The 19291-nt window shown below is 72.2% G+C and carries 18 protein-coding genes; 9 read left to right on the top strand and 9 right to left on the bottom strand.

Annotated features, from left to right (window positions below; genetic code table 11):
- Nucleotides 1-254 precede the first annotated feature (254 nt).
- Nucleotides 255-500, top strand: a complete 246-nt coding sequence (locus GR130_RS34435) for a helix-turn-helix transcriptional regulator (protein WP_159508333.1) — start codon at nt 255-257, stop codon at nt 498-500.
- Nucleotides 497-1057, top strand: coding sequence for a hypothetical protein (locus GR130_RS34430; RefSeq protein WP_159508332.1), 561 nt, complete (start codon nt 497-499; stop codon nt 1055-1057). Before GR130_RS34435 ends, GR130_RS34430 begins: the two co-directional genes overlap by 4 nt.
- A gap of 420 nt (nt 1058-1477) precedes the next feature.
- Here the strand turns inward: GR130_RS34430 and GR130_RS34425 are convergent, their stop codons facing one another.
- The 3 genes from GR130_RS34425 to GR130_RS34415 form a co-directional block, all read right to left on the bottom strand.
- Complete coding sequence (locus GR130_RS34425; RefSeq protein ID WP_159508331.1) at nt 1478-2158, bottom strand: hypothetical protein; 681 nt, start codon at nt 2156-2158, stop codon at nt 1478-1480.
- Between the two features lie 36 nt (nt 2159-2194).
- Complete coding sequence (gene msrA, locus GR130_RS34420; RefSeq protein ID WP_159508330.1) at nt 2195-2863, bottom strand: peptide-methionine (S)-S-oxide reductase MsrA; 669 nt, start codon at nt 2861-2863, stop codon at nt 2195-2197.
- A 181-nt stretch (nt 2864-3044) separates the two neighbouring features.
- The gene (locus tag GR130_RS34415) at nt 3045-4169 is read right to left on the bottom strand and encodes a hypothetical protein (protein ID WP_159508329.1); all 1125 of its coding nucleotides are present in this window, start codon (nt 4167-4169) and stop codon (nt 3045-3047) included.
- A 230-nt stretch (nt 4170-4399) separates the two neighbouring features.
- Between GR130_RS34415 and GR130_RS34410 the strand changes: the two genes are divergently transcribed.
- Nucleotides 4400-5560, top strand: a complete 1161-nt coding sequence (locus GR130_RS34410) for a cystathionine gamma-synthase (RefSeq protein ID WP_159508328.1) — start codon at nt 4400-4402, stop codon at nt 5558-5560.
- A gap of 39 nt (nt 5561-5599) precedes the next feature.
- On the opposite strand, the gene GR130_RS42125 is transcribed toward GR130_RS34410, so the two are convergent.
- The 3 genes from GR130_RS42125 to GR130_RS34395 all read right to left on the bottom strand — a co-directional run bounded on the left by GR130_RS42125 (nt 5600) and on the right by GR130_RS34395 (nt 7294).
- Complete coding sequence (locus GR130_RS42125) at nt 5600-6013, bottom strand: hypothetical protein (protein ID WP_443043715.1); 414 nt, start codon at nt 6011-6013, stop codon at nt 5600-5602.
- Nucleotides 6010-6471: a sigma factor-like helix-turn-helix DNA-binding protein gene (locus GR130_RS34400; RefSeq protein WP_159508327.1), complete on the bottom strand. Its 462-nt coding sequence runs from the start codon at nt 6469-6471 to the stop codon at nt 6010-6012. The genes GR130_RS42125 and GR130_RS34400 overlap by 4 nt, the downstream gene beginning before the upstream one ends.
- Nucleotides 6472-6757: 286 nt before the next feature.
- On the bottom strand, nt 6758-7294 hold the full coding sequence (locus tag GR130_RS34395) for a MarR family winged helix-turn-helix transcriptional regulator (RefSeq protein WP_159510395.1): 537 nt from the start codon (nt 7292-7294) through the stop codon (nt 6758-6760).
- 296 nt (nt 7295-7590) lie between these two features.
- On the opposite strand from GR130_RS34395, the gene ilvA reads away from it, so the two are divergent.
- From ilvA to GR130_RS34380, 3 genes are all read left to right on the top strand, one after another.
- Nucleotides 7591-8865, top strand: a complete 1275-nt coding sequence (gene ilvA / locus GR130_RS34390; RefSeq protein WP_159508326.1) for a threonine ammonia-lyase — start codon at nt 7591-7593, stop codon at nt 8863-8865.
- Nucleotides 8866-9081: 216 nt separating this feature from the next.
- Nucleotides 9082-10107 (top strand): ATP-binding cassette domain-containing protein, encoded by a 1026-nt coding sequence (locus GR130_RS34385; protein WP_159508325.1) that lies wholly within the window; start codon nt 9082-9084, stop codon nt 10105-10107.
- Complete coding sequence (locus GR130_RS34380) at nt 10104-10976, top strand: ABC transporter permease (RefSeq protein ID WP_159508324.1); 873 nt, start codon at nt 10104-10106, stop codon at nt 10974-10976. The genes GR130_RS34385 and GR130_RS34380 overlap by 4 nt, the downstream gene beginning before the upstream one ends.
- A 100-nt stretch (nt 10977-11076) precedes the next feature.
- Here the strand turns inward: GR130_RS34380 and greA are convergent, their stop codons facing one another.
- Nucleotides 11077-11574, bottom strand: coding sequence for a transcription elongation factor GreA (gene greA, locus GR130_RS34375; protein ID WP_159508323.1), 498 nt, complete (start codon nt 11572-11574; stop codon nt 11077-11079).
- Nucleotides 11575-11824: 250 nt separating this feature from the next.
- Nucleotides 11825-12241, bottom strand: a complete 417-nt coding sequence (locus GR130_RS34370) for a DUF4307 domain-containing protein (RefSeq protein WP_159508322.1) — start codon at nt 12239-12241, stop codon at nt 11825-11827.
- A gap of 130 nt (nt 12242-12371) precedes the next feature.
- Here GR130_RS34370 and mca point away from each other — a divergent pair, with 130 nt between their 5' ends.
- Together mca and GR130_RS34360 are read left to right on the top strand one after the other, a co-directional pair.
- Complete coding sequence (mca, locus tag GR130_RS34365) at nt 12372-13244, top strand: mycothiol conjugate amidase Mca (RefSeq protein WP_159508321.1); 873 nt, start codon at nt 12372-12374, stop codon at nt 13242-13244.
- A gap of 4 nt (nt 13245-13248) precedes the next feature.
- Nucleotides 13249-13497 (top strand): hypothetical protein, encoded by a 249-nt coding sequence (locus GR130_RS34360; RefSeq protein WP_159508320.1) that lies wholly within the window; start codon nt 13249-13251, stop codon nt 13495-13497.
- Between the two features lie 170 nt (nt 13498-13667).
- Here GR130_RS34360 and GR130_RS34355 read toward each other — a convergent pair whose 3' ends face one another.
- Complete coding sequence (locus GR130_RS34355) at nt 13668-16943, bottom strand: tetratricopeptide repeat protein (RefSeq protein ID WP_159508319.1); 3276 nt, start codon at nt 16941-16943, stop codon at nt 13668-13670.
- 258 nt (nt 16944-17201) lie between these two features.
- Between GR130_RS34355 and GR130_RS34350 the strand changes: the two genes are divergently transcribed.
- The gene (locus tag GR130_RS34350) at nt 17202-19280 is read left to right on the top strand and encodes a thioredoxin domain-containing protein (protein ID WP_159508318.1); all 2079 of its coding nucleotides are present in this window, start codon (nt 17202-17204) and stop codon (nt 19278-19280) included.
- Nucleotides 19281-19291 lie beyond the last annotated feature (11 nt).

Genomic DNA, 19291 nt, shown 5'->3' with positions numbered 1-19291 from the left:
CGGATGTGATCAAGGCGAACGCCAGCGCCCACCGGGGCGGCCCTCGGAACCGGCGGCTGTCCCAGAAGTCGCGCCATGCCATGGCTGCCTCCTTCGGCCCACGACGGGACGGGGGCGCGAAACCGCATCCGCACCCAGCCCCGTCCGCGCGCCTCCCGGCAGTCCCACCCGCCGCGGTCCACACCGCATTCCAGAACCGGGCCCCCTACTCACACACATTGCGCACCTCCAACGAGATGTAGTACTTCTTATACATGAGCGAGCAGGTGCACAATAGACTGGCGATGGTCCGGGCAGACCGCAAGGTGTCCCGTGCCCGTCTGGCCGAGGCCGTCGGTGCCCACTACCAGACCATCGGCTACATCGAGCGCGGCGAGTACAACCCGAGCCTCGATCTGGCGTTGAAGATCGCCAAGTTCTTCGAGCTGCCGGTCGAGGCGCTGTTCTCCTTGGAGCCGTTCCGGCCGCTCACTGACGAGGTTTACGGGAGGAAGTCATGACCGCACGACAGACCGCAGCGCCCACGCGCTATGACCGGCGCATGCTCGCCATCATGAACAACCCGGCTGGCAGGCCCTATTACGCCACGAGCGCCCGCCGCCGCACCTTCGTCGCCGCGCATATCGCGCTGACGGCAGGGCTGTTGACCACGCACATCGGCGGTGTCGCGGCGCGCCAGCCGTGGCTGATGGTAGCCGGAGTGCTCGTCGTGCTGCCGCTGTGGTGCATAGCGACGGGCATCATCAACGGCTCCACCCGCGGACTGCTGGAACTGCGCGCCCGCGTCCTCGACGAGCGTCAACTCGCCGAGCGGCAGCGGGTCCACGCCCTTGCCCACCGTATCTCCGTCGTCATGCTCTTCGGCGCGGTCCTCGCCGTCGGCGCGCTGCACTGGGTGGGCAGCACGATCCCCGCGGGTGCGCTGCCGGCCGTTCTGGTCGTCGCCCTGGTGACGTTCTGGCTGATGCCGCTGTGGACGGCCGGTCTGACGGCCCGGGACGAGGTGGCCGACGACGTTATCGACGAGGCCGCCGACCGGTTTGCCACCGGCCACTAGGGTCTGTGTGACGTTGTGATCAATCTTCGGGTTCCGCCCTTGGACGGCGACGGAACCCGGGAGAACGCTGGGCGTGATGCGCAGGCAACTCAGTGATGAGCAGTGGAAGTTCATCGAGCCCTACCTGCCGATCGGCGGGCTCGGCCCGTAGGTCGAGCGGCTGCGGGACCAGATCATCTGAGAAAACCGCCATCTCGGCGTCTCAACCCATCTGGCCGCCGCAGGTCGCAGCCCTGATCACGGACCAGATCTTTTGTGACGGGACAGCCGCACCCGTCTTGCCGTGATCACCACCCTGCATCTGAAAGGACTATGAACACGGCTTGACATGGATCAAGCCGTCGGGCAGGCGGTCTCAGCTATCGGTCGGCGCGATTCCCGTCGGGCACGACCCGCCCCAGCTCTCCCCGGATAGCCCACTTAGCTTGACGCCCGACCCACCGAGCCCGCGGTAGGCAGTGCTCCATGGCCATAAGGAGCCGCCGCGGCGTAGGCAACGAGGTGTGCGAAGCGTAGCCACATGAGCAGGTAGCCGTTGAGGGGCGTGCAGCTCGGACGGACAAGGCGCTCGATTGCGCGGATGGTCTGAGCCAGGGAGTCCCGTGTCGGGGCTTCTACGTGGCCGAGGTTCGTGAGGTACGTGGTGGCGTAGGCGTCGAGGTGGGAGTGCAGGCCGGCCAGTTGCGGTGCCTCGCTGTCGCGGTACAGCGTTTCGTCCGGGTAGGGGAGGCGCCGGAAGTCGGTATGGCGGTCGGCTACGGCGGCGACGAGTCCCAGGCGGGAGGGCGCCGTTTCGCTCGGCCAGTGAGGTCCCCGCAACTGCGTTGTGTCGGTGGGGCGTGGGGTCCGTCGGCCGGCTGCTTTCTCCGCGTGGCGTCGGGTGGCGATGGCGTCGATCTCGTTGAGCCGGAGTGTTCGGCTGTCTTCCAGGGTCTGCAGTGCGCGCAGCAGGGCCGCCGGGTCCCTGCGGAGATCGGGGGAGGGGCGTGCGGTCGCAGTCAGGTAGGCCCAGGTCGCGTTGAAGCCGAGCGGGCAGTAGTGCCCGACGGCACACCTCAGGGCCGTGTGCCGTCGGGTGAGTGGCAACTGCTCGTCGCGCACTCTGCGTGCATAGATTCTGAAGCCCATGCGGTGACGTCAGTCGTCGGCCTTGGCCACGCCGACAGGGCAGCTCACGCCTGTCCCGCCCAGCCCGCAGTAGCCGTTTATGTTGCGCGAAAGATACTGCTGGTGGTAAGCCTCCGCCGGGTAGAAGGGGCGGGAGGCGTCGGCGGGGAGGATCTCGGTGGTGATGTCGCCGTAGCCGGAGGACGTCAGGACCTTGCGGTAGGCGTCGCGGGAGGCTTCGGCGGCCTGCTGCTGGGCGGGGGAGTGGGTGTAGACGGCGGAGCGGTACTGGGTGCCGACGTCATTGCCCTGGCGGAAGCCCTGCGTCGGGTCGTGGGACTCCCAGAAGAGCTTCAGCAGCGCGGTGTACGGGACGACGGCCGGGTCGAAGACGACGCGGACGGCCTCGGTGTGGCCGGTGTGGCCGCTGCACACCTCTTCGTAGGTGGGGTGCGGGGTGTGGCCGCCCTGATAGCCGACGAGGGTGGTCCAGACGCCGTCGGTCTGCCGGAACTTCCGTTCGGCGCCCCAGAAGCAGCCCAGGCCGAAGTCGGCGATCTCCAGGCCCTCGGGATACGGGCCGAGCAGCGGGTTGCCGAGGACGGTGTGCCGGTCGGGGACGGCGAAGTCCCGCTCGGGGCGGCCCGGAAGCGCTTCCTCGGGGGTGGGGAGATGGGTCTTGAAGCGGGAGAACAGCATCAGGATCGTGCTCCAGGGGGAGGGGCGGACACGGGCGTGGGGCGGGGGTGGGGGTGGGGCGATGTGCGGATTCGGGTGTGGGGGTGGATGCGGGTTCGGGTGCGGGTACCGGTGAAACGTGTGGGGGTGGGTGGGCATTCCTTCGGGGGCTGCTGATGGACGGCGGAGCCGGGCCCGTTGGCTACCCGCGGGGTCGGAAGTCCGCCGACGTCCCGCCGAGCTGTTCCCAGCCGGCGATGGCCAGTGCCCGGTACGCGGCGTACTCGGCGGCGGGGCTGCGCCCGTACGACCATGGGACGGCGCCCACATGGCCGTCGACGAGGCGGAGCTGCTCCATCGCCTCGGCGAAGCGCTCGGCGCGGACCAGGAACCAGACGAGCAGATGCCGCACGTGCGGCGCCATCGGGTGGTCGGCGGGGGCCTGGCGCAGCGCGAAGTGCGCGCCCTCTATGGCGCGCTCGATGACCGCGCTCTGGTAGAGCCCGCGGACCATGTTGGCCTCGGGGAGGTGCTCGTAGACCGCGAACAGCGGCAGCGCCGGCAGCAGGCTCGTCGCCGGGGCACCGGAGGCGGCGCGCTCGGCGAAGGCTTCGGACTCCTTGCGGGAGCCGTGCCACTTCTCCGACCAGTACGGGAGCGCGGCCAGATGCGCGCCCATGTGGTGCGGCGCGCGCTGCGCGACCTTGGACCACAGCTCCTCGTAGTCGGCGGGGCGCTCGCCCAGGCCGCGGGAGACGGCCAGCTCGGTGATGTACGGGATCGGGCTGCCGGGCGCCAGCAGGCCCGCCTCCCGGCAGACCGTCCGGGCCTCCTCCAGGATCATTCGGAAGTCCTGCGAGCCGGGGTCGCGGAGCGCCTGGACGACCAGGAACTGGGCGTGCGTCTGGGCGCCGCCGGGGTCCTTGGGCGCCTCGGCGCGCCAGGTGCGCAGCCAGATGCCGCCGGTCCGCCGGCCGCCAGCGCCTGCCGGGTCCCCGGCCAGTTCGAAGGCGGCGGCCCCGGCCAGCGACTGCACGCGCTGCCAGCGGCGCTCCCAGTCGTCGCCGGTGGACCGGAGCAGTTCGGCGGCCGGGCGCCAGTCGTGCGTCCGCCGCATCTCGGCCAGTGCCTCGTCCAGCTCGGGGTCGGGGCCCGGCAGTCGGACGTCCAGCTCTTCCAGGGGGACGAAGCCGTAGCCCGCCATCGGGTCGCCGGCCACCACCAGGCCCTGCCGGGCGTGCTGTACGGCCCGCCGGCGCCGCATCCAGGGCAGGAAGACGAAACCGCCGAGCGTGATCGCGGCGAGGAGAACCAGCAGAGCGTCCATGTGGTGTGTCCCGGTTGGAGGGGCGGAGGAGTGGAGGAGTGGAGGAGTGGAGGAGTGGAGGGGCGGGCGGGGGGAGAAGTCGAGAGGTGGCGAGCGGAGGGCCGGGCGGCCGGTTCGCGGTGGCGGGTGCCGGATGCGAACCGGTGTCCGGCCTCCCGTATGTATCCACTATCCAGCGAACCAGAAAGTTCCGAAAAGTTCGGCCGCGCGGCCGACTACCCTCGGCAGACATGAGCGATCAGCGCGACGAGCGCCACCAGCACTTCGAAACCCTCGCCATCCACGCAGGTCAGGAGCCCGACCAGGCCACCGGCGCGGTGGTACCGCCCATCTATCAGGTCTCTACGTACAAGCAGGACGGAGTGGGCGGGCTGCGCGGCGGCTACGAGTACAGCCGCAGTGCCAACCCGACCCGTACCGCCCTGGAGGAGAACCTCGCCGCCCTCGACGGCGGTCGCCGCGGCCTGGCGTTCGCCTCCGGCCTCGCCGCCGAGGACTGCCTGCTGCGCACCCTGCTCGCCCCCGGCGACCACGTCGTCATCCCCAATGACGCCTACGGCGGGACGTTCCGCCTGTTCGCGAAGGTCGTCGAGCGGTGGGGCGTGGAGTGGTCGGTTGCCGACACCTCCGACCCGCGGGCCGTACGCGACGCGGTGCGGCCCCGTACGAAGGTGATCTGGGTGGAGACGCCCAGCAACCCGCTGCTCGGCATCAGCGACATCGCGGCGCTGGCCGGTGTCGCGCGGGACGCCGGGGCCAGGCTCGTGGTCGACAACACCTTCGCCAGCCCCTACCTCCAGCAGCCGCTCGCCCTCGGTGCGGACGTGGTGGTGTACTCCACGACCAAGTACATGGGCGGGCACTCGGACGTCGTCGGCGGCGCGCTGGTCGTGAACGACGACGCGCTCGGTGAGGAACTGGCCTACCACCAGAACGCGATGGGCGCGATCGCCGGCCCCTTCGACGCCTGGCTGGTGATGCGCGGCATCAAGACGCTGGCCGTGCGGATGGACCGGCACAGCGCCAATGCGGCGCGCGTCGCCGAGCTGCTGACCTCCCACAAGAAGGTGACCCGGGTCTACTACCCGGGGCTGGCCGAGCACCCTGGCCACGAGATCGCCGCCAAGCAGATGCGGGCCTTCGGCGGCATGGTGTCGTTCCAGGTCGCGGGCGGCGAGGCGGCGGCGGTGGAGGTCTGCAACCGCGCCGAGCTGTTCACCCTCGGGGAGTCGCTGGGCGGTGTGGAGTCGCTGATCGAGCACCCGGGGCGGATGACGCACGCCTCGACGGCCGGTTCGGCGCTGGAGGTGCCCTCCGACCTGGTCCGCCTGTCGGTCGGCATCGAGTCCGCCGACGACCTGCTGGCCGACCTCACGCAGGCGCTGGGCTGAGCCGGTAGCGGTCCCCGGCCCATGGCCCCCGGCCCCTGGTCACCACCCCTCCACGGGAGGGGTGGTGCGGGCCGGCGGGGGACGCCAGGGCTGCTCAACTGCCGCCCAGATCAGCAGGGTTGTCAGTGCCAGCAGGGCGAGCAGCGTACCGGTGCGGTGCAGCACCCGGCGCCGGTCCCGCAGTCGGCGGCCGCGGGCGGCGGCCCGTGCGGCCAGGTCGGGCGGTACCGGCGGATGCGGCCCGGCCCGCAGCGTCCGCCGCGCCTCGGTCTCCGTACGGTCGGGCAGCCGCCATTCCGGCGGGCCCCAGAGGTCCGGTCCCGGCGGACCGCGGAAGTCCGGTTCCCGGTCTGCCGGTTCCCACTCGGCGAGGCCCCAGTCGGGCGGGTCCGCCCCGGGCGGTCCGCTCGCCGGCCGGTGCGGTTCCGGTGTGCCCGGGACGGTCGGGTTCACGGCGCCGCGGCCGGTGCCGGGCGGGGGCTGCGCAGTGCGGCGACGGCGTGCCGGCACAGCTCGTGCACCCGCTCGGCGGGCAGGCCCAGTTGGGCCGCGGTCTGCTCCTCGGCGATGCCCTCGTGATGCCGTAGCACCAGCACCAGGCGCTCTTTCGGGGTGAGTCGACAGAGCAGCCCGCCGCGCGGTCGGCGGTGCCGCCGGCCGGTGTGCGCGAAGTGCGCGGCCAGTTCCCGGCGGGTCCGCTCGTACGGGTCCTCGCCGTGCAGCCGGTCCCATGCGGCGTAGGTCCGCGCCAGCGCGCGGATCAGCAACTCCTCGGCGGCCGGGACGGGTTGGGCGGCGGGCTCACCGGTCAGCAGGGCGGCGAGGTGCAGCAGCCGGCCGGCCGCGCCCGCCGCGAAGAACTCGAACTCCCGGTCCCGGCGCCGCTCCCGCGCCCACCGCCGCTCTCCCACCGCGCCTCCCGGATGACGGGCATCCGACGCCCTGGGCTCCTATGGCACGGCAGTCCGGGAGCGGGGTCAAGGGGTGCGACGGCGTTCCGCTTCGCGGGCGGCGCCCCGGCACGCGGGGAGCGCGGCGACACCGGCCTTCGTACGCACCGGCCCCCCCCGCCGCGGTACGCACTGGCCTTCGCCTCTGTACGCACCGGCCCCCACCTCGGTACGTGTCGGCACCCGTCCCACGTACGCGTGCTGCGTCGACCGCCCGTGTGCCGGGCCGGCCGCCCCCCGGTACGCGTCAGGACGAAGCCGGTCCGACCTGTCCGATCTGTCCGACCGGAGCGGCCGGGCCGCCCGGCGCGAGTCCGGTGAGGTCGGCGAGGGAGGCGTTGAAGCGTGTCAGGAGCGTGCAGAACGCGGTGCGTTCGTCGTCGCTCCACTCCTCCGTCACCAGCGCCATCAGCGCCCGCCGGGAGGCCCGCACCTCGTCGAGGCGGGCATGGCCGCGCTCGGACAGTTCGAGCACCACCGCGCGGCCGTCCTCGGGGTGGGTGGCGCGGCTGACCAGCCCGGCGTCGACCAGCGGGGCGACCTGCCGGGTGACCGTGGAGGAGTCGATGCCCATCCCGCAGGCCAGGGCCTTGACGCCCATGGGGCCTTCCTGGTCCAGGCGGTTGAGCAGCAGATAGGCGGCGCGGTCCATGGAGTTCCGCGCCTGCCCGACGCCGCCGAGCCGGCTCTGTTCGGCGCGGCGGGCGAAGACGGCCACTTGGTGCTGCAGCGCGTCGAGGAGAGCGGGGTCGGTGTGGGTCGTCATGTCCGGAGAGGTGGGCATGGCCGGGGCTCGCTTCATGGAGGTGCGTATGGATGGGGTGACAGCGTACGCGGACCCGGCGCGGACCGTACCGGCGCTGCCGCGTGCGGTCACGTTGCGTACGGGTTCACGGCACGGCACGTCGGCGTGAAGGGCGCCGGAACGGCCGCGGGCGGGCGGGCCGTTCCAGGTCGGGTGCCCGCCCGCTGCCGTCCCCGACCGGGCGCCTGCGGGATACCCGGCGCACCGCACGGCCCGCGGGTGTCCGCCATCCGGCCAAAAAAGCCTGTTCGTGGCCGAACTGCGAGACTGGCCGCATGGCCGACCACACGCCGGGTGTCCCGCAGGGGCCCACCGGATCCGCGCCCGCCGCCGAGGAACCGCTCGCCGGCATCACGGTCGAGGACGTACGCGAGGCGCACAAGCTGCTCTCCGGCGTCTCCCGCGCCACCGCCATGGAGGGCAGCCGCTATCTGTCCGGGCTGGTCGGCGCCCCGGTCCACCTCAAGTGCGAGAACCTCCAGCGCACCGGTTCGTTCAAGATCCGCGGCGCCTACGTACGCATCGCCGGGCTCAGCGCACAGGAGCGGGCGGCCGGTGTGGTGGCGGCCAGCGCGGGCAACCACGCGCAGGGGGTGGCGCTGGCGGCGTCCCTGCTGGGCGTCCGCTCGACGGTGTTCATGCCGGTCGGCGCCCCGCTGCCGAAGGTCGCGGCGACCCGCGAGTACGGCGCCGAGGTGCGGCTGCACGGCCATGTCGTCGACGAGACGCTGGCCGCCGCCCAGGAGTACGCCCGGCAGACCGGCGCGGTCTTCATCCACCCCTTCGACCACCGCGACATCATCGCCGGCCAGGGCACGGTCGGCCTGGAGATCCTGGAGCAGTGCCCGGAGGTGCGGACGGTCGTCGTCGGGGTCGGGGGCGGCGGGCTCGCGGCGGGCATCGCCCTCGCGGTCAAGGCGCTGCGGCCGGATGTGAAGGTCGTCGGCGTGCAGGCGGCGGCCGCGGCCTGCTATCCGCCCTCGCTCGCGGCCGGGCACCCGGTGGCCGTCGAGCCGCTGACGACGATGGCCGACGGGATCAAGGTCGGGCGGCCCGGCGATGTGCCGTTCGGGATCGTCAACGCCCTGGTGGACGAGGTCCGTACGGTCTCCGAGGACGAGCTGTCCAGCGCCCTGCTGCTCTGCCTCGAACGCGCCAAGCTGGTCGTGGAGCCGGCCGGCGCGAGCCCGGTGGCGGCGCTGCTCTCCGCGCCCCGCTCCTTCGAGGGGCCGGTGGTGGCGGTGCTCTCGGGCGGCAATGTCGACCCGCTCCTGATGCAGCGCATCCTCCGCCACGGCATGGCCGCCGCCGGCCGCTACCTCTCGCTGCGGCTGCGGCTGACCGACCGCCCTGGCGCCCTGGCCAACCTCCTCGGCATCCTGTCGGTCGTGGACGCCAACGTCATCGACGTCGGCCACGTCCGCACCGACCCGCGCCTGGGCCTCACCGAGGTCGAGGTCGAACTCCACCTGGAGACCAAGGGCCCCGTCCACTGCACGGAGGTCCGCGACGCGCTCCGCGAGGCGGGGTACGACGTCGTCGCGGACTGATCCGGCAGGGACCGGCGCCGGCCGAACGAATCTGCCATTTGTATCGCGATGTATCGCGTTCAGGAGTAGCATCGGCGCGCAGCGGCACGGTCGCGGGGGGCCGTCGCGCCAGGGTGCCCCGCGGCGGGAGAAATGCCGAAATCGCGTAGACAGCTGCGCCAAAGCGCCAAACGTAGTATTCGACCTGGAACTGACCCAAATCATGGGGGTACCCATATGCCAGGCGCCATTTATGCCGAAGGCCTGGTGAAGACCTTCGGCGAAGTGCGGGCACTGGACGGCGTCGACCTCGACGTCCCCGAAGGAACCGTCCTCGGAATGCTCGGCCCGAACGGTGCGGGCAAGACCACCGCCGTACGGGTCCTGACGACCCTGCTCCGACCCGACCGGGGCACGGCACGGGTCGCCGGCATCGACGTCCTCGCGCACCCCGACGCGGTGCGCCGTTCGATCGGCCTGTCCGGCCAATTCGCGGCCGTGGACGAGTACTTGACCGGCCGGGAGAACCTGGTGATGGTCGGCCAGCTCTACCAGATGAGCGGACGCGACGCCCGGCGTCGGGCCGGTGAGCTGCTGGAGCGGTTCAGCCTCTCCGACGCCGCCGACCGCATCGCCAAGACCTACTCCGGCGGGATGCGCCGCCGGCTCGACCTCGCCGCCGCGCTGGTCGTCAGCCCGCCCGTGATGTTCATGGACGAGCCGACGACGGGCCTGGACCCGCGTAACCGCCAGGCGCTGTGGGACGTCATCCAGGAGCTGGTCGCGGGCGGCACCACCCTGCTGCTCACCACGCAGTACCTGGAGGAGGCCGACCGGCTGGCGCACGACATCTGCGTCGTCGACCACGGCAGGGTCATCGCCCGCGGCACCTCCGACCAGCTCAAGGCGCGCACCGGCGGCGAGCGGGTCGAGGTCGTGGTGCACGCCCCCGAGCACCTCACCGTCGCAGACCAGGTGCTGCGCGCCTTCGCCAAGGGGGAGGGCACGGTCGAACCGCACACCCGCAAGCTCACCATCCCGGTGACCGGCGGCGCCAAGCTGCTCGCCGAGGTGATCCGCGAACTGGACACCCGCGGGGTGGAGATCGACGACATCGGGCTGCGCCGCCCGACCCTCGACGACGTCTTCATCTCGCTGACCGGGCACACCGCCGAGGCGGCGGACGAGAACGGCACCGACGGGGACGGGGACGACGCCGGGCGTACCGCCGGCGAGGCCGGCAGAAAGGCGGGAGTGAAATGACCGCGGTGACCGAAGCGGCCGGGAGCGAGGCCCACGTCCGGAGCCCGCGCCCGGGCGGCGGCATCGGGCAGTCGGTGCGCGACTCCCTGGTCGTCGCCAAGCGCAATCTGCTCCGGATGCTGCGGATCCCCGAGGTGGTCCTTTTCGGGCTGATCCAGCCGGTCATGTTCGTCGTGCTGTTCAGCTATGTGTTCGGCGGCTCCATCAACGTCCCGGGTGCGGGCCTCAGCCCTTCCGGATACCGCGAGTTCCTGATGGCGGGCATCTTCGCACAGACCGTCACCTTCGCCACGGCCGGTGCCGGCGCGGGGATCGCCGACGACATGCACAAGGGTCTGGTCGACCGGTTCCGGTCCCTGCCGATGTCCCGCGGCGCGGTGCTCACCGGCCGCACCCTCGCCGACCTGGTGCAGACCGCGCTGACGCTGGTGGTGCTGGCGGTGGTCGCGCTGCTGATCGGCTGGCGCAGCCACGAGAGCATCGCCCAGGTGCTGGGCGGCTTCGCGCTGCTGCTCCTGCTCGGCTACGCGTTCTCCTGGATCGGCGCGCTGATCGGCCTGTCGGTCCGTACGCCCGAGGCGGCCACCTCCGGCGGGCTGATCTGGCTCTTCCCGCTGACCTTCATCTCCAACGCCTTCGTGCCGTCGGAGAACATGCCCTCGTTCCTGCAGGCCATCGCGAACTGGAACCCGTTCAGCGCGACGGTCATGGCCTGCCGCGACCTGTTCGGGAACCTGCCGCCGCACTATCCGGTGCCGGATGCCTGGCCGATGCAGCACCCGGTGCTGGCCTCGGCGCTCTGGTCCGTACTGATCATCGCGGTCTTCCGGACGCTGGCGGTGCGCAAGTACCGGTCGGCGGCGGCCTGAGGCCCGCCGGGACGACCGGCGCCGCGCGCACACGGGAAGCGGCCCGGAGCCTGTCGCTCCGGGCCGCTTCCGTGGCGTCGTCTTCGATCTATCCGGTGGCTCAGCCGGTGTACGGCTTGGCGTCGAGGATCTTCACGCTCGCCTTCTTGCCGTTGGGGAGCTCGTACTCCGCGTCGGCGCCGACCTTCTTGCCGTTCACGCCGGACCCCAGCGGCGACTGCGGGGAGTAGGTCTCGATGTCCTCGCTCGCGTACTCCCGCGAGGCCAGCAGGAACCGCAGGGTGTCGTCCGGGTCTCCGTCGAACGCGATGGTGACGACCATGCCGGGAGCGACCACGCCGTTCGCCGCCGGGGCCTCGCCGACCTTCGCGCTCTCCAGCAGCTGCTTGAGCTGGCGTACGCGGAGCTCCTGCTTGCCCTGCTCTTCCTTGGCCGCGTGGTACCCGGCGTTCTCCTTCAGGTCACCTTCCTCGCGGGCCGCAGCGATCTTCTCTTTGATGTCGTCGCGTGCGGGACCAGACAGGTGCTCCAGCTCGGCCTTGAGCTGGTCATACGCCTCCTGGGTCAGCCAGGTGACGTTTTCGCTGGTCTGGGTCACAGGTGCTCCTCGTCGGTACTGGGGATAAATCAAACGCCCTACCAGGAAGCTTTGCGCCTCCACAGGTGGGCGAAACCACGAGCCTAACAATTCCGGCACAAAAGGGGGAAGAGGAAATTCACAGTGGCGGCACAGAAACGCATCACCGCTGATCAGAGGCGGTCATCGGACGGCCCGCGGGTCGTCCGTCCGTGTCGGCCGCCGCCGGACGCCCTCCGCGGCAGCCGCTCCGGCCGCCCGGCCGGGCCGGTCAGCCGTTGCCGGACGACGCCGCCGTGCAGCCGACCAGGACCGCGTTGGTGGCCCGCTTCGTGGTCCGCAGCGTGACTTCGGTGTCGACCTGCCCGGAGCGCTGGTCGATGGTGACGTCCTTGCGCCCGACCTCGGAGCCGTCCACGGCCTGTGAGCGGAGCGTGCAGACGCCCTTGTCGTCCTTGCCCTTGACGACTTCCAGGTGCACCTTGACGGCGTGGTCGGAGACCGCGTCCCAGGTGATGATGCGCCCGCTGAGCTCCTGCCCGGAGATGTACGAGACGCCCGCCCAGCCGATCACGCCGAGCAGCGCGACGCCCAGCACCGAGCCGATGATCTTGAGTTTGCGGTCCGCGCGCTCATCCGCGGAGCGGCCGTAGCGTCCCTCGGGAAGCCCTTCGCGCACCGCGGCCATGATCCATCCTCCTGCTACGGGGACCGGGAAACAGAACCCCCGGGGGGTCCCCGCCCCAGGGAATACAGCGCCCCCTCGCTTCGGTCACTATAGGAGGCATCTTCTCCGGCGCTTCACTGAGGATCGAGTCTTGACTGAGCAGCTGCGTTTGATGGCGGTCCACGCCCACCCCGACGACGAGTCGAGCAAGGGTGCGGCCACCATGGCCAAGTACGTGTCCGAGGGGGTGGACGTGCTGGTCGTCACCTGCACAGGGGGCGAGCGAGGGTCCATTCTCAACCCGAAACTCCAGGGCGATCCGTACATCGAGGAGCACATCCACGAGGTACGCAAGAAGGAAATGGACGAGGCCCGGGAGATCCTCGGCGTCAAGCAGGAGTGGCTGGGCTTCGTCGACTCCGGGCTGCCCGAGGGCGACCCGCTGCCGCCGCTGCCCGAGGGCTGCTTCGCGCTTGAGGACGTCGAGGCCGCGGCCGGGCGCCTGGTCAGGCTGATCCGGGAGTTCAAGCCGCAGGTCATCACGACCTACGACGAGAACGGCGGCTACCCGCACCCGGACCACATCATGACCCACAAGATCACGATGGTGGCCTTCGAGGCGGCCGGCGACCCGGAGAAGTACCCGGAGGCCGGCGAGCCCTGGCAGCCGCAGAAGCTCTACTACAACCAGGGCTTCAACAAGCCGCGCACCATCGCGCTCCACGAGGCGCTGCTGGCCCGCGGCATGGACTCGCCGTACGGGGAGTGGCTGGAGCGCTGGAAGCAGTTCGAGCAGCGCGAGCGCACCCTGACCACCTACATCCCGTGCGCCGACTTCTTCGAGATCCGCGACAAGGCGCTGATCGCGCACGCCACCCAGATCGACCCCGACGGCGGGTGGTTCCGGGTCCCGATGGACATCCAGCGCGAGGTCTGGCCGACGGAGGAATACGAGCTCGCGAAGTCGCTCGTGGACACTTCCCTCCCCGAGGACGACCTCTTCACGGGCATCCGCAACAATTGAGGCCATGATGAGCGCGACCAGCACCCTCGCCCTGACGCACTTCGTCACCCTTGCCGACAGCTTCGACAAGGACAAGGTGACCCCCGGCGTCCTCGGCTTCATCGTCTTCGCGATCATGGGCGGTGTCACCTGGCTCCTGCTGAAGTCCATGAACAAGCAGATGCGGAAGGTGAACTTCGAGGAGGCGCCGGAGGACGGCGAGGCGGGCACCACCCCGGCCGCCGCGGCGGCCTCCGATCCGAAGACCACCTGACGCCCGGAGACCCCAAGCCCCGGCGGCCCGCGGGGGCGATGACCGGGTGGCGGCCTGGGGCCGGCCGTCTGGCAGCGGTCGGCCGGCGCGCCCGGCGGCTCGCTGACCCGAGCGGTCAGCGAGCCGTACCGTGATGCCGTGCGACGCTGACGCGCCGTACGCCGACGACGTCAGTCCACGGCCGACGGCGCGACCGGCACCCCCATGATCTCCCGGGCGTGGCGGTTCGGCACCATGCCGAGCCGCCACGCCTGCCATCCCGTCTCCGGCTCCACACCGCGCTCCAGCAGCAGCGCGAAGGTCTGCGCGCAGTCCTCCAGCTTGGAGTCCCGGCCGTCGTGCGACTCCCGGATCAGCTGGGCCAGCTCCTCCTGCGCCACGGCCACACCCACCACCGAACCGCCCGGTGAGGCGAACGGCAGCAGGGTGCACCGCAGGAAGCGCGACCAGTCCTCGCCGCGCTTGTCGCCGTATCCGGCGAAGATCTGCGCGGCCTCGTCCGCCAGCTCCAGAGCCTGGGCCGCGCGGCCGTTGCCGGCGTCGATGATCACCAACTCCAGCAGGGACCACGCCTCACCGTGCGCCACCCCGATCCGCTGGAAGTCCTTGCGGGCGTCCTGGAGCAGCTGCCGGGCGAAGCCGCTGTTGCGCAGCGAGCCGGTCTGCTCGGCCCGCAGGTCCCGGGTGACCCGGCCCGCATGGTGCCGGGCGCAGGCGAGGCCGTACGCGTCCTGCATCCGGCTGAACATGTTCCGCGAGCGCTCCAGCTGCCGCAGCGCCGCGTCGTGCTCACCGCGCTCCTCCAGGGCCTGGCCGAGGTAGTACATCGTCCACGCCTCACCGCGCGCGTCCTCGTGCTGGTGGTGCAGCGGCAGCGCCTGGCGCAGCTGGTCCACCGCGGGGCCGGGGTCGCCGTCCACCAGGCGGGCCCGCGCCAGCTGGGTCATCGCCCAGGCCGTGCCCCGGTCGTCGTGGGTACGGCCGTAGAGCTCCATCGCCGACTGGAGCGCGGCCTCGGCGCGGGGGACGTCGCCCATCCGGAGATACACCTGGCCGCGCTGGAAGTGCGCCCACGCCTGGCCGTGGATGCTCTCGCTCTCCTCATGGAGCTCCAGCGACTCCCGCAGCATGGTGAGCGCCTCGGAGATCCCCGCCCGGTCCCGCTCCACCGCGGCCAGGGCGTGCAGCGTCCACGCCCGGTCGCCGTGCATGTCGGGGCCGGCCTGGAGATCCAGCGCCTCGCGCAGCTTGGCCGCGGCTTCGGTGAGGTTGCCCTGGTGCTGGAGCGTGATGCCCAGGTCGCGCAGCGCACGGGCGGCGCCCACCGGGTGCTGCGCCTCGAAGTAGAGGTCGACCACCGACGACAGGGTCGTCCGGGCCCGGTCCAGCTCGCCCAGCTGCCGGGCGGCGACACCCGTGCGCCACTGCACCGAGCGCACCAGCAGCCCCTGGCCGACCGCCCGGGTCAGCTCGCTCAGCTCGCCCAGGCGGTAGAGGTCGCCGCGCAGCAGGCAGTAGTCGCACAGCGCGCCCAGCAGATGCGAGACCGTCGCCTGGTCGACGTCCTGATCGGCGTGCCGCAGCGCGGCCGTGATGAAGCTGGTCTCGTCGTCCAGCCACTGCAGGGCCGCGTCCAGGGACGTGAAGCCGTGCGAACCGAAGCGGTCGGCGCGGGTCGACGTGTTGCCGTCCACCAGCCGGATCACCGAGTCGGCCAGCTCCGCGTAGCCGCGGATCAGCCGCTCCTGGGCCGCGCTGCGCTCGGCCGGCTCCTCCTCGGCCATCAGCCGGGCGTGCGCGAAGCCGTGCACCAGCGCGTGCAGGCGGTAGCGCTCACCGCGGACGTGCTCGATCAGGCCGGCCCCGACCAGCGCCGCCAGCCGCTGCTCCGCCTCCGAGTTCGCCACGCCCAGCAGCGCCGCGGCGGCGGCCACGCCCAGGCTCGCCCGGCCCACCAGGGCCAGCCGGCGCAGCAACTGCCGGGCCTGCGGCGCCTGGTCCGCGTAGCGCAGCGACAGGGCCCGCTCCACCGGCCCCCCGTCGTGGGCGGCCAGGTCCGTGGCCAGCGAGGCGGGCGAGCGCGTCTCCAGCGACGAGCCCGCCACCCGCAGCGCCAGCGGCAGGCCCGCGCACAGCTCGGAGATCCGGTCGATCGCCTGCGAGTCGTACGGGGCCGTCTCGCCCGGCGGCTCGTCCCCGGAGGCGGCCGACCGCAGCAGTTCCTCGGTGCCCGCCGCGTCCAGCGCGCCCACCGGCAGCTGGTGCACCCACGCTTCCAGGTCCGCCGGCAGCTCCAGCGGCTCCCGGGAGGTGACCAGCACCAGGCTGTCGGAGCGGTCCGGCACCAGGGCGCGCACCTGCTCGGCGTCCGAGGCGTCGTCCAGCAGCACCGTCACCGGCAGGCCGGTCAGATGCTGGTGGTAGATCTCGGTGAGCCGTTTGACGTGCTGCTCCTGGGACGGGCGCTCGCGGAACAGCAGCTGCTCGCGCGGGGCGCCGAGGCGGTTGAGCAGATGCATCAGGGCGTCCCGGGTCGGCAGCGGCACCTCGCCAGGGGTGTCACCGCGCAGATCCACCACGCACGCGCCGCGGAACTGATCGCGCAGCTGATGCGCGGCCCGCACCGCGAGCGCCGTCCGCCCGGAGCCCGGCTCGCCGTGCAGCACCACCACGATCGGCTTGGTCTCGGTGCTCGCGCGGCCCGCGTGCACCCACTGCGCGATCTGCGTCAGCTCGGCGCGTCGCCCGGCGAACGGGCCGTCCGGGCGCGGGAGTTGCGTGAACGACTGCTCCAGCACGGACCGCTGGCGGGCCGCCGCGCTGCGGTCCGCGCCGCGCAGCTGAGGCCCCCGGGCGGTCTTCGAGGCGGTGGGCTTGGACTTCGAGCCGCCGCCCCTCGCCGCCGCCGTCAGCATCCGCTGCTGGTCGAGGAACGGCCGGATCCCGCGCACCTCCAGAGCCGTCAGCCACTGGAGCCGCAGCTGCTCCGGGCCGCCCGGCTGGCCGCGCAGACCGGCCTGTTGGTGCGCCGCCGGGAAGTGACCAGCGGTCAGCTTCAGGACCGTCGCCACCGCGCCGGCCACCAGGACGGCCGAGCCGGCGGCGAGCGCCGGGCCGCCGCCCGTGCCGTACAGGAGGTCCGTACCGAACGCGGCCACCGCCGCCACCAGCGTCGTCACCGTCGGGGTGCTCAGCTGCTTGCGCGACAGCCGCCCGGAGAGCGACTGCCGACCGGCCGCCGCCTCGTCCAGCGCGCGGACGTACGCGTCGTACTCCTCGGCCGCGGAGGCCGCCAGATCGTCCAGCGCCGCGCGCGCCCGGCTGAGCAGCGCGGCCCCGTCCAGCCGGCCGCCCGAGCGGCGCACCTCCTCTTCAACGGCCCGCGCCAGCAGGTCTTCCGCTTCCTTCCGGTGGCTGTCACGCAGCACAGCCAGTGAGCCCGGCATGCCCGTCCCCCTCCAGCAGTCTCCAGTGTTTCCGGCAGTTCCAGCAGTTCCAGCAGTTCCAGCAGCTATTCCGGCGGTTCCAGCACGCGCCGGAGGTCACCCGGCACCTTGGGGAGGCGTCGTTGCGTCCCCGCGGTCCGCGCCGGCGGTGATCACCGGCGTATGCACAGTCTTCCGTCTCCGCGCCGATTCCGGCAGGGCTGTGGATAACTCCCTCCGCTCCCGGCACCCGCAGCCTCGTTGGGAGAGGATGGCCCCATGCCGAACCGCCTGGCTCATGAGACTTCCCCATATCTGCTCCAGCACGCCGACAACCCGGTCGACTGGTGGCCGTGGTCCGCCGAAGCGTTCGAGGAGGCGCGGCGGCGCGGTGTGCCGGTGCTGCTGAGCGTCGGCTACAGCTCCTGCCACTGGTGCCACGTCATGGCCCACGAAAGCTTCGAGGATCCGTCAACCGCCGCGCTGCTCAATGAGCACTTCGTGTCCGTCAAGGTCGACCGCGAGGAGCGCCCGGACGTCGACGCCGTGTACATGGAAGCCGTCCAGGCCGCCACCGGCCAGGGCGGCTGGCCGATGACCGTCTTCCTGACCCCGGACGCCGAGCCGTTCTACTTCGGCACGTACTTCCCGCCCAGCCCCCGCCACGGCATGCCGTCCTTCGGGCAGGTCCTGGAGGGCGTCCGCAGCGCCTGGGCCGACCGCCGCGACGAGGTCGGCGAGGTCGCCGGCCGGATCGCCGCCGATCTGGCGGGCCGCTCGCTGGCCGAGTCGCTGCCCGCCGCGGACCGCCGCCCGCCGCGCCCCGAGGAGCTGCACGCCGCCCTGATGGGCCTGACCCGCGAATTCGACGCGGTGCACGGCGGGTTCGGCGGGGCGCCCAAGTTCCCGCCGTCCATGGCACTGGAGTTCCTGCTCCGCCACCACGCCCGGACGGGCTCCGCCGGGGCGCTGGAAATGGTGCAGGCCACCTGCGCGGCGATGGCCCGCGGCGGGATCTACGACCAGCTCGGCGGCGGGTTCGCGCGCTATGCGGTGGACCGGGAGTGGGTCGTTCCGCACTTCGAGAAGATGCTCTACGACAACGCCCTGCTGTGCCGTACCTACGCCCATCTCTGGCGGGCCACCGCCCGCGGCGGAGCCGCTGGTGGACTCGGCGACCTGGCCCGCCGGATCGCCCTGGAGACCGCCGACTTCATGGTCCGCGAACTCCGCACCGACCAGGGCGGCTTCGCCTCCGCACTGGACGCGGACAGCGACGACGGCACGGGCAGCGGCCGGCACACCGAGGGCGCGTACTACGTATGGACGCCCGAGCAGCTGCGCTCCGTACTGGGCGAGAAGGACGCGGAGTTCGCCGCCGCCTACTTCGGCGTGACGGACGAGGGCACCTTCGAGGAGGGCGCCTCTGTTCTCCAGCTCCCGGATGCCGGCGGCCCGGTAGACGCCGAGCGGGTGGCCTCTGTCAAGGAGCGGCTGCTCGCGGCGCGCGCGGAGCGACCGCGCCCCGGACGGGACGACAAGGTCGTCGCCTCCTGGAACGGGCTCGCCATCGCCGCACTCGCCGAGACCGGCGCCTACTTCGACCGGCCCGACCTGATCCAGGCCGCCACCGACGCCGCCGACCTGCTCGTCCGCGTCCACATGGACTGGCAGGCGCGGCTGCACCGCACCTCCCGGGACGGCACCGCCGGCGCCAGCTCCGGTGTCCTGGACGACTACGCGAACGTCGCCGAGGGCTTCCTCACCCTCGCCTCGGTCACCGGCGAGGGCGTCTGGGTGGACTTCGCGGGCTTCCTCCTGGACACCGTCATCGTCCAGTTCACCGCCGAGGACGGCGCGCTCTACGACACCGCCGCGGACGCCGAGACGCTGATCCGGCGCCCCCAGGACCCGACCGACAACGCCACCCCCTCCGGGTGGACCGCGGCGGCCGGCGCCCTGCTCTCCTACGGGGCGCTGACCGGCAGTGCCCTCCACCGGGACGCCGCGGAGCGCGCCCTGGGGATCGTCACCGCCCTGGGCGGCCGGGCACCGCGCTTCATCGGCTGGGGGCTCGCCGTCGCCGAGGCCGCGCTGGACGGGCCGCGCGAGGTCGCGGTGGTCGGCCCGCGGGACGATCCGGCCACCCGTGCGCTGCACCGCGCCGCGCTGCTCGGCACCGCCCCCGGGACGGTCGTCGCGCTGGGCGCCCCCGGGGCGGACGACGCCGCGGAAGTGCCGCTGCTGATGGCGCGCCCCCTGGTCGACGGCAAACCGGCCGCCTATGTATGCCGCAACTTCACCTGTGAGCGGCCGGTCACGGACCCGGAGGAGCTGGCGGAGCGGCTGCGGGGGTGAGGCGTCGGGGC

Origin of the sequence: Streptomyces sp. GS7, from assembly GCF_009834125.1 — a bacterium.
GTDB lineage: Bacteria > Actinomycetota > Actinomycetes > Streptomycetales > Streptomycetaceae > Streptomyces.
The sequence above is the reverse complement of the archived record's forward strand: the minus strand, read 5'-3'. Positions and strand labels throughout refer to the sequence as shown.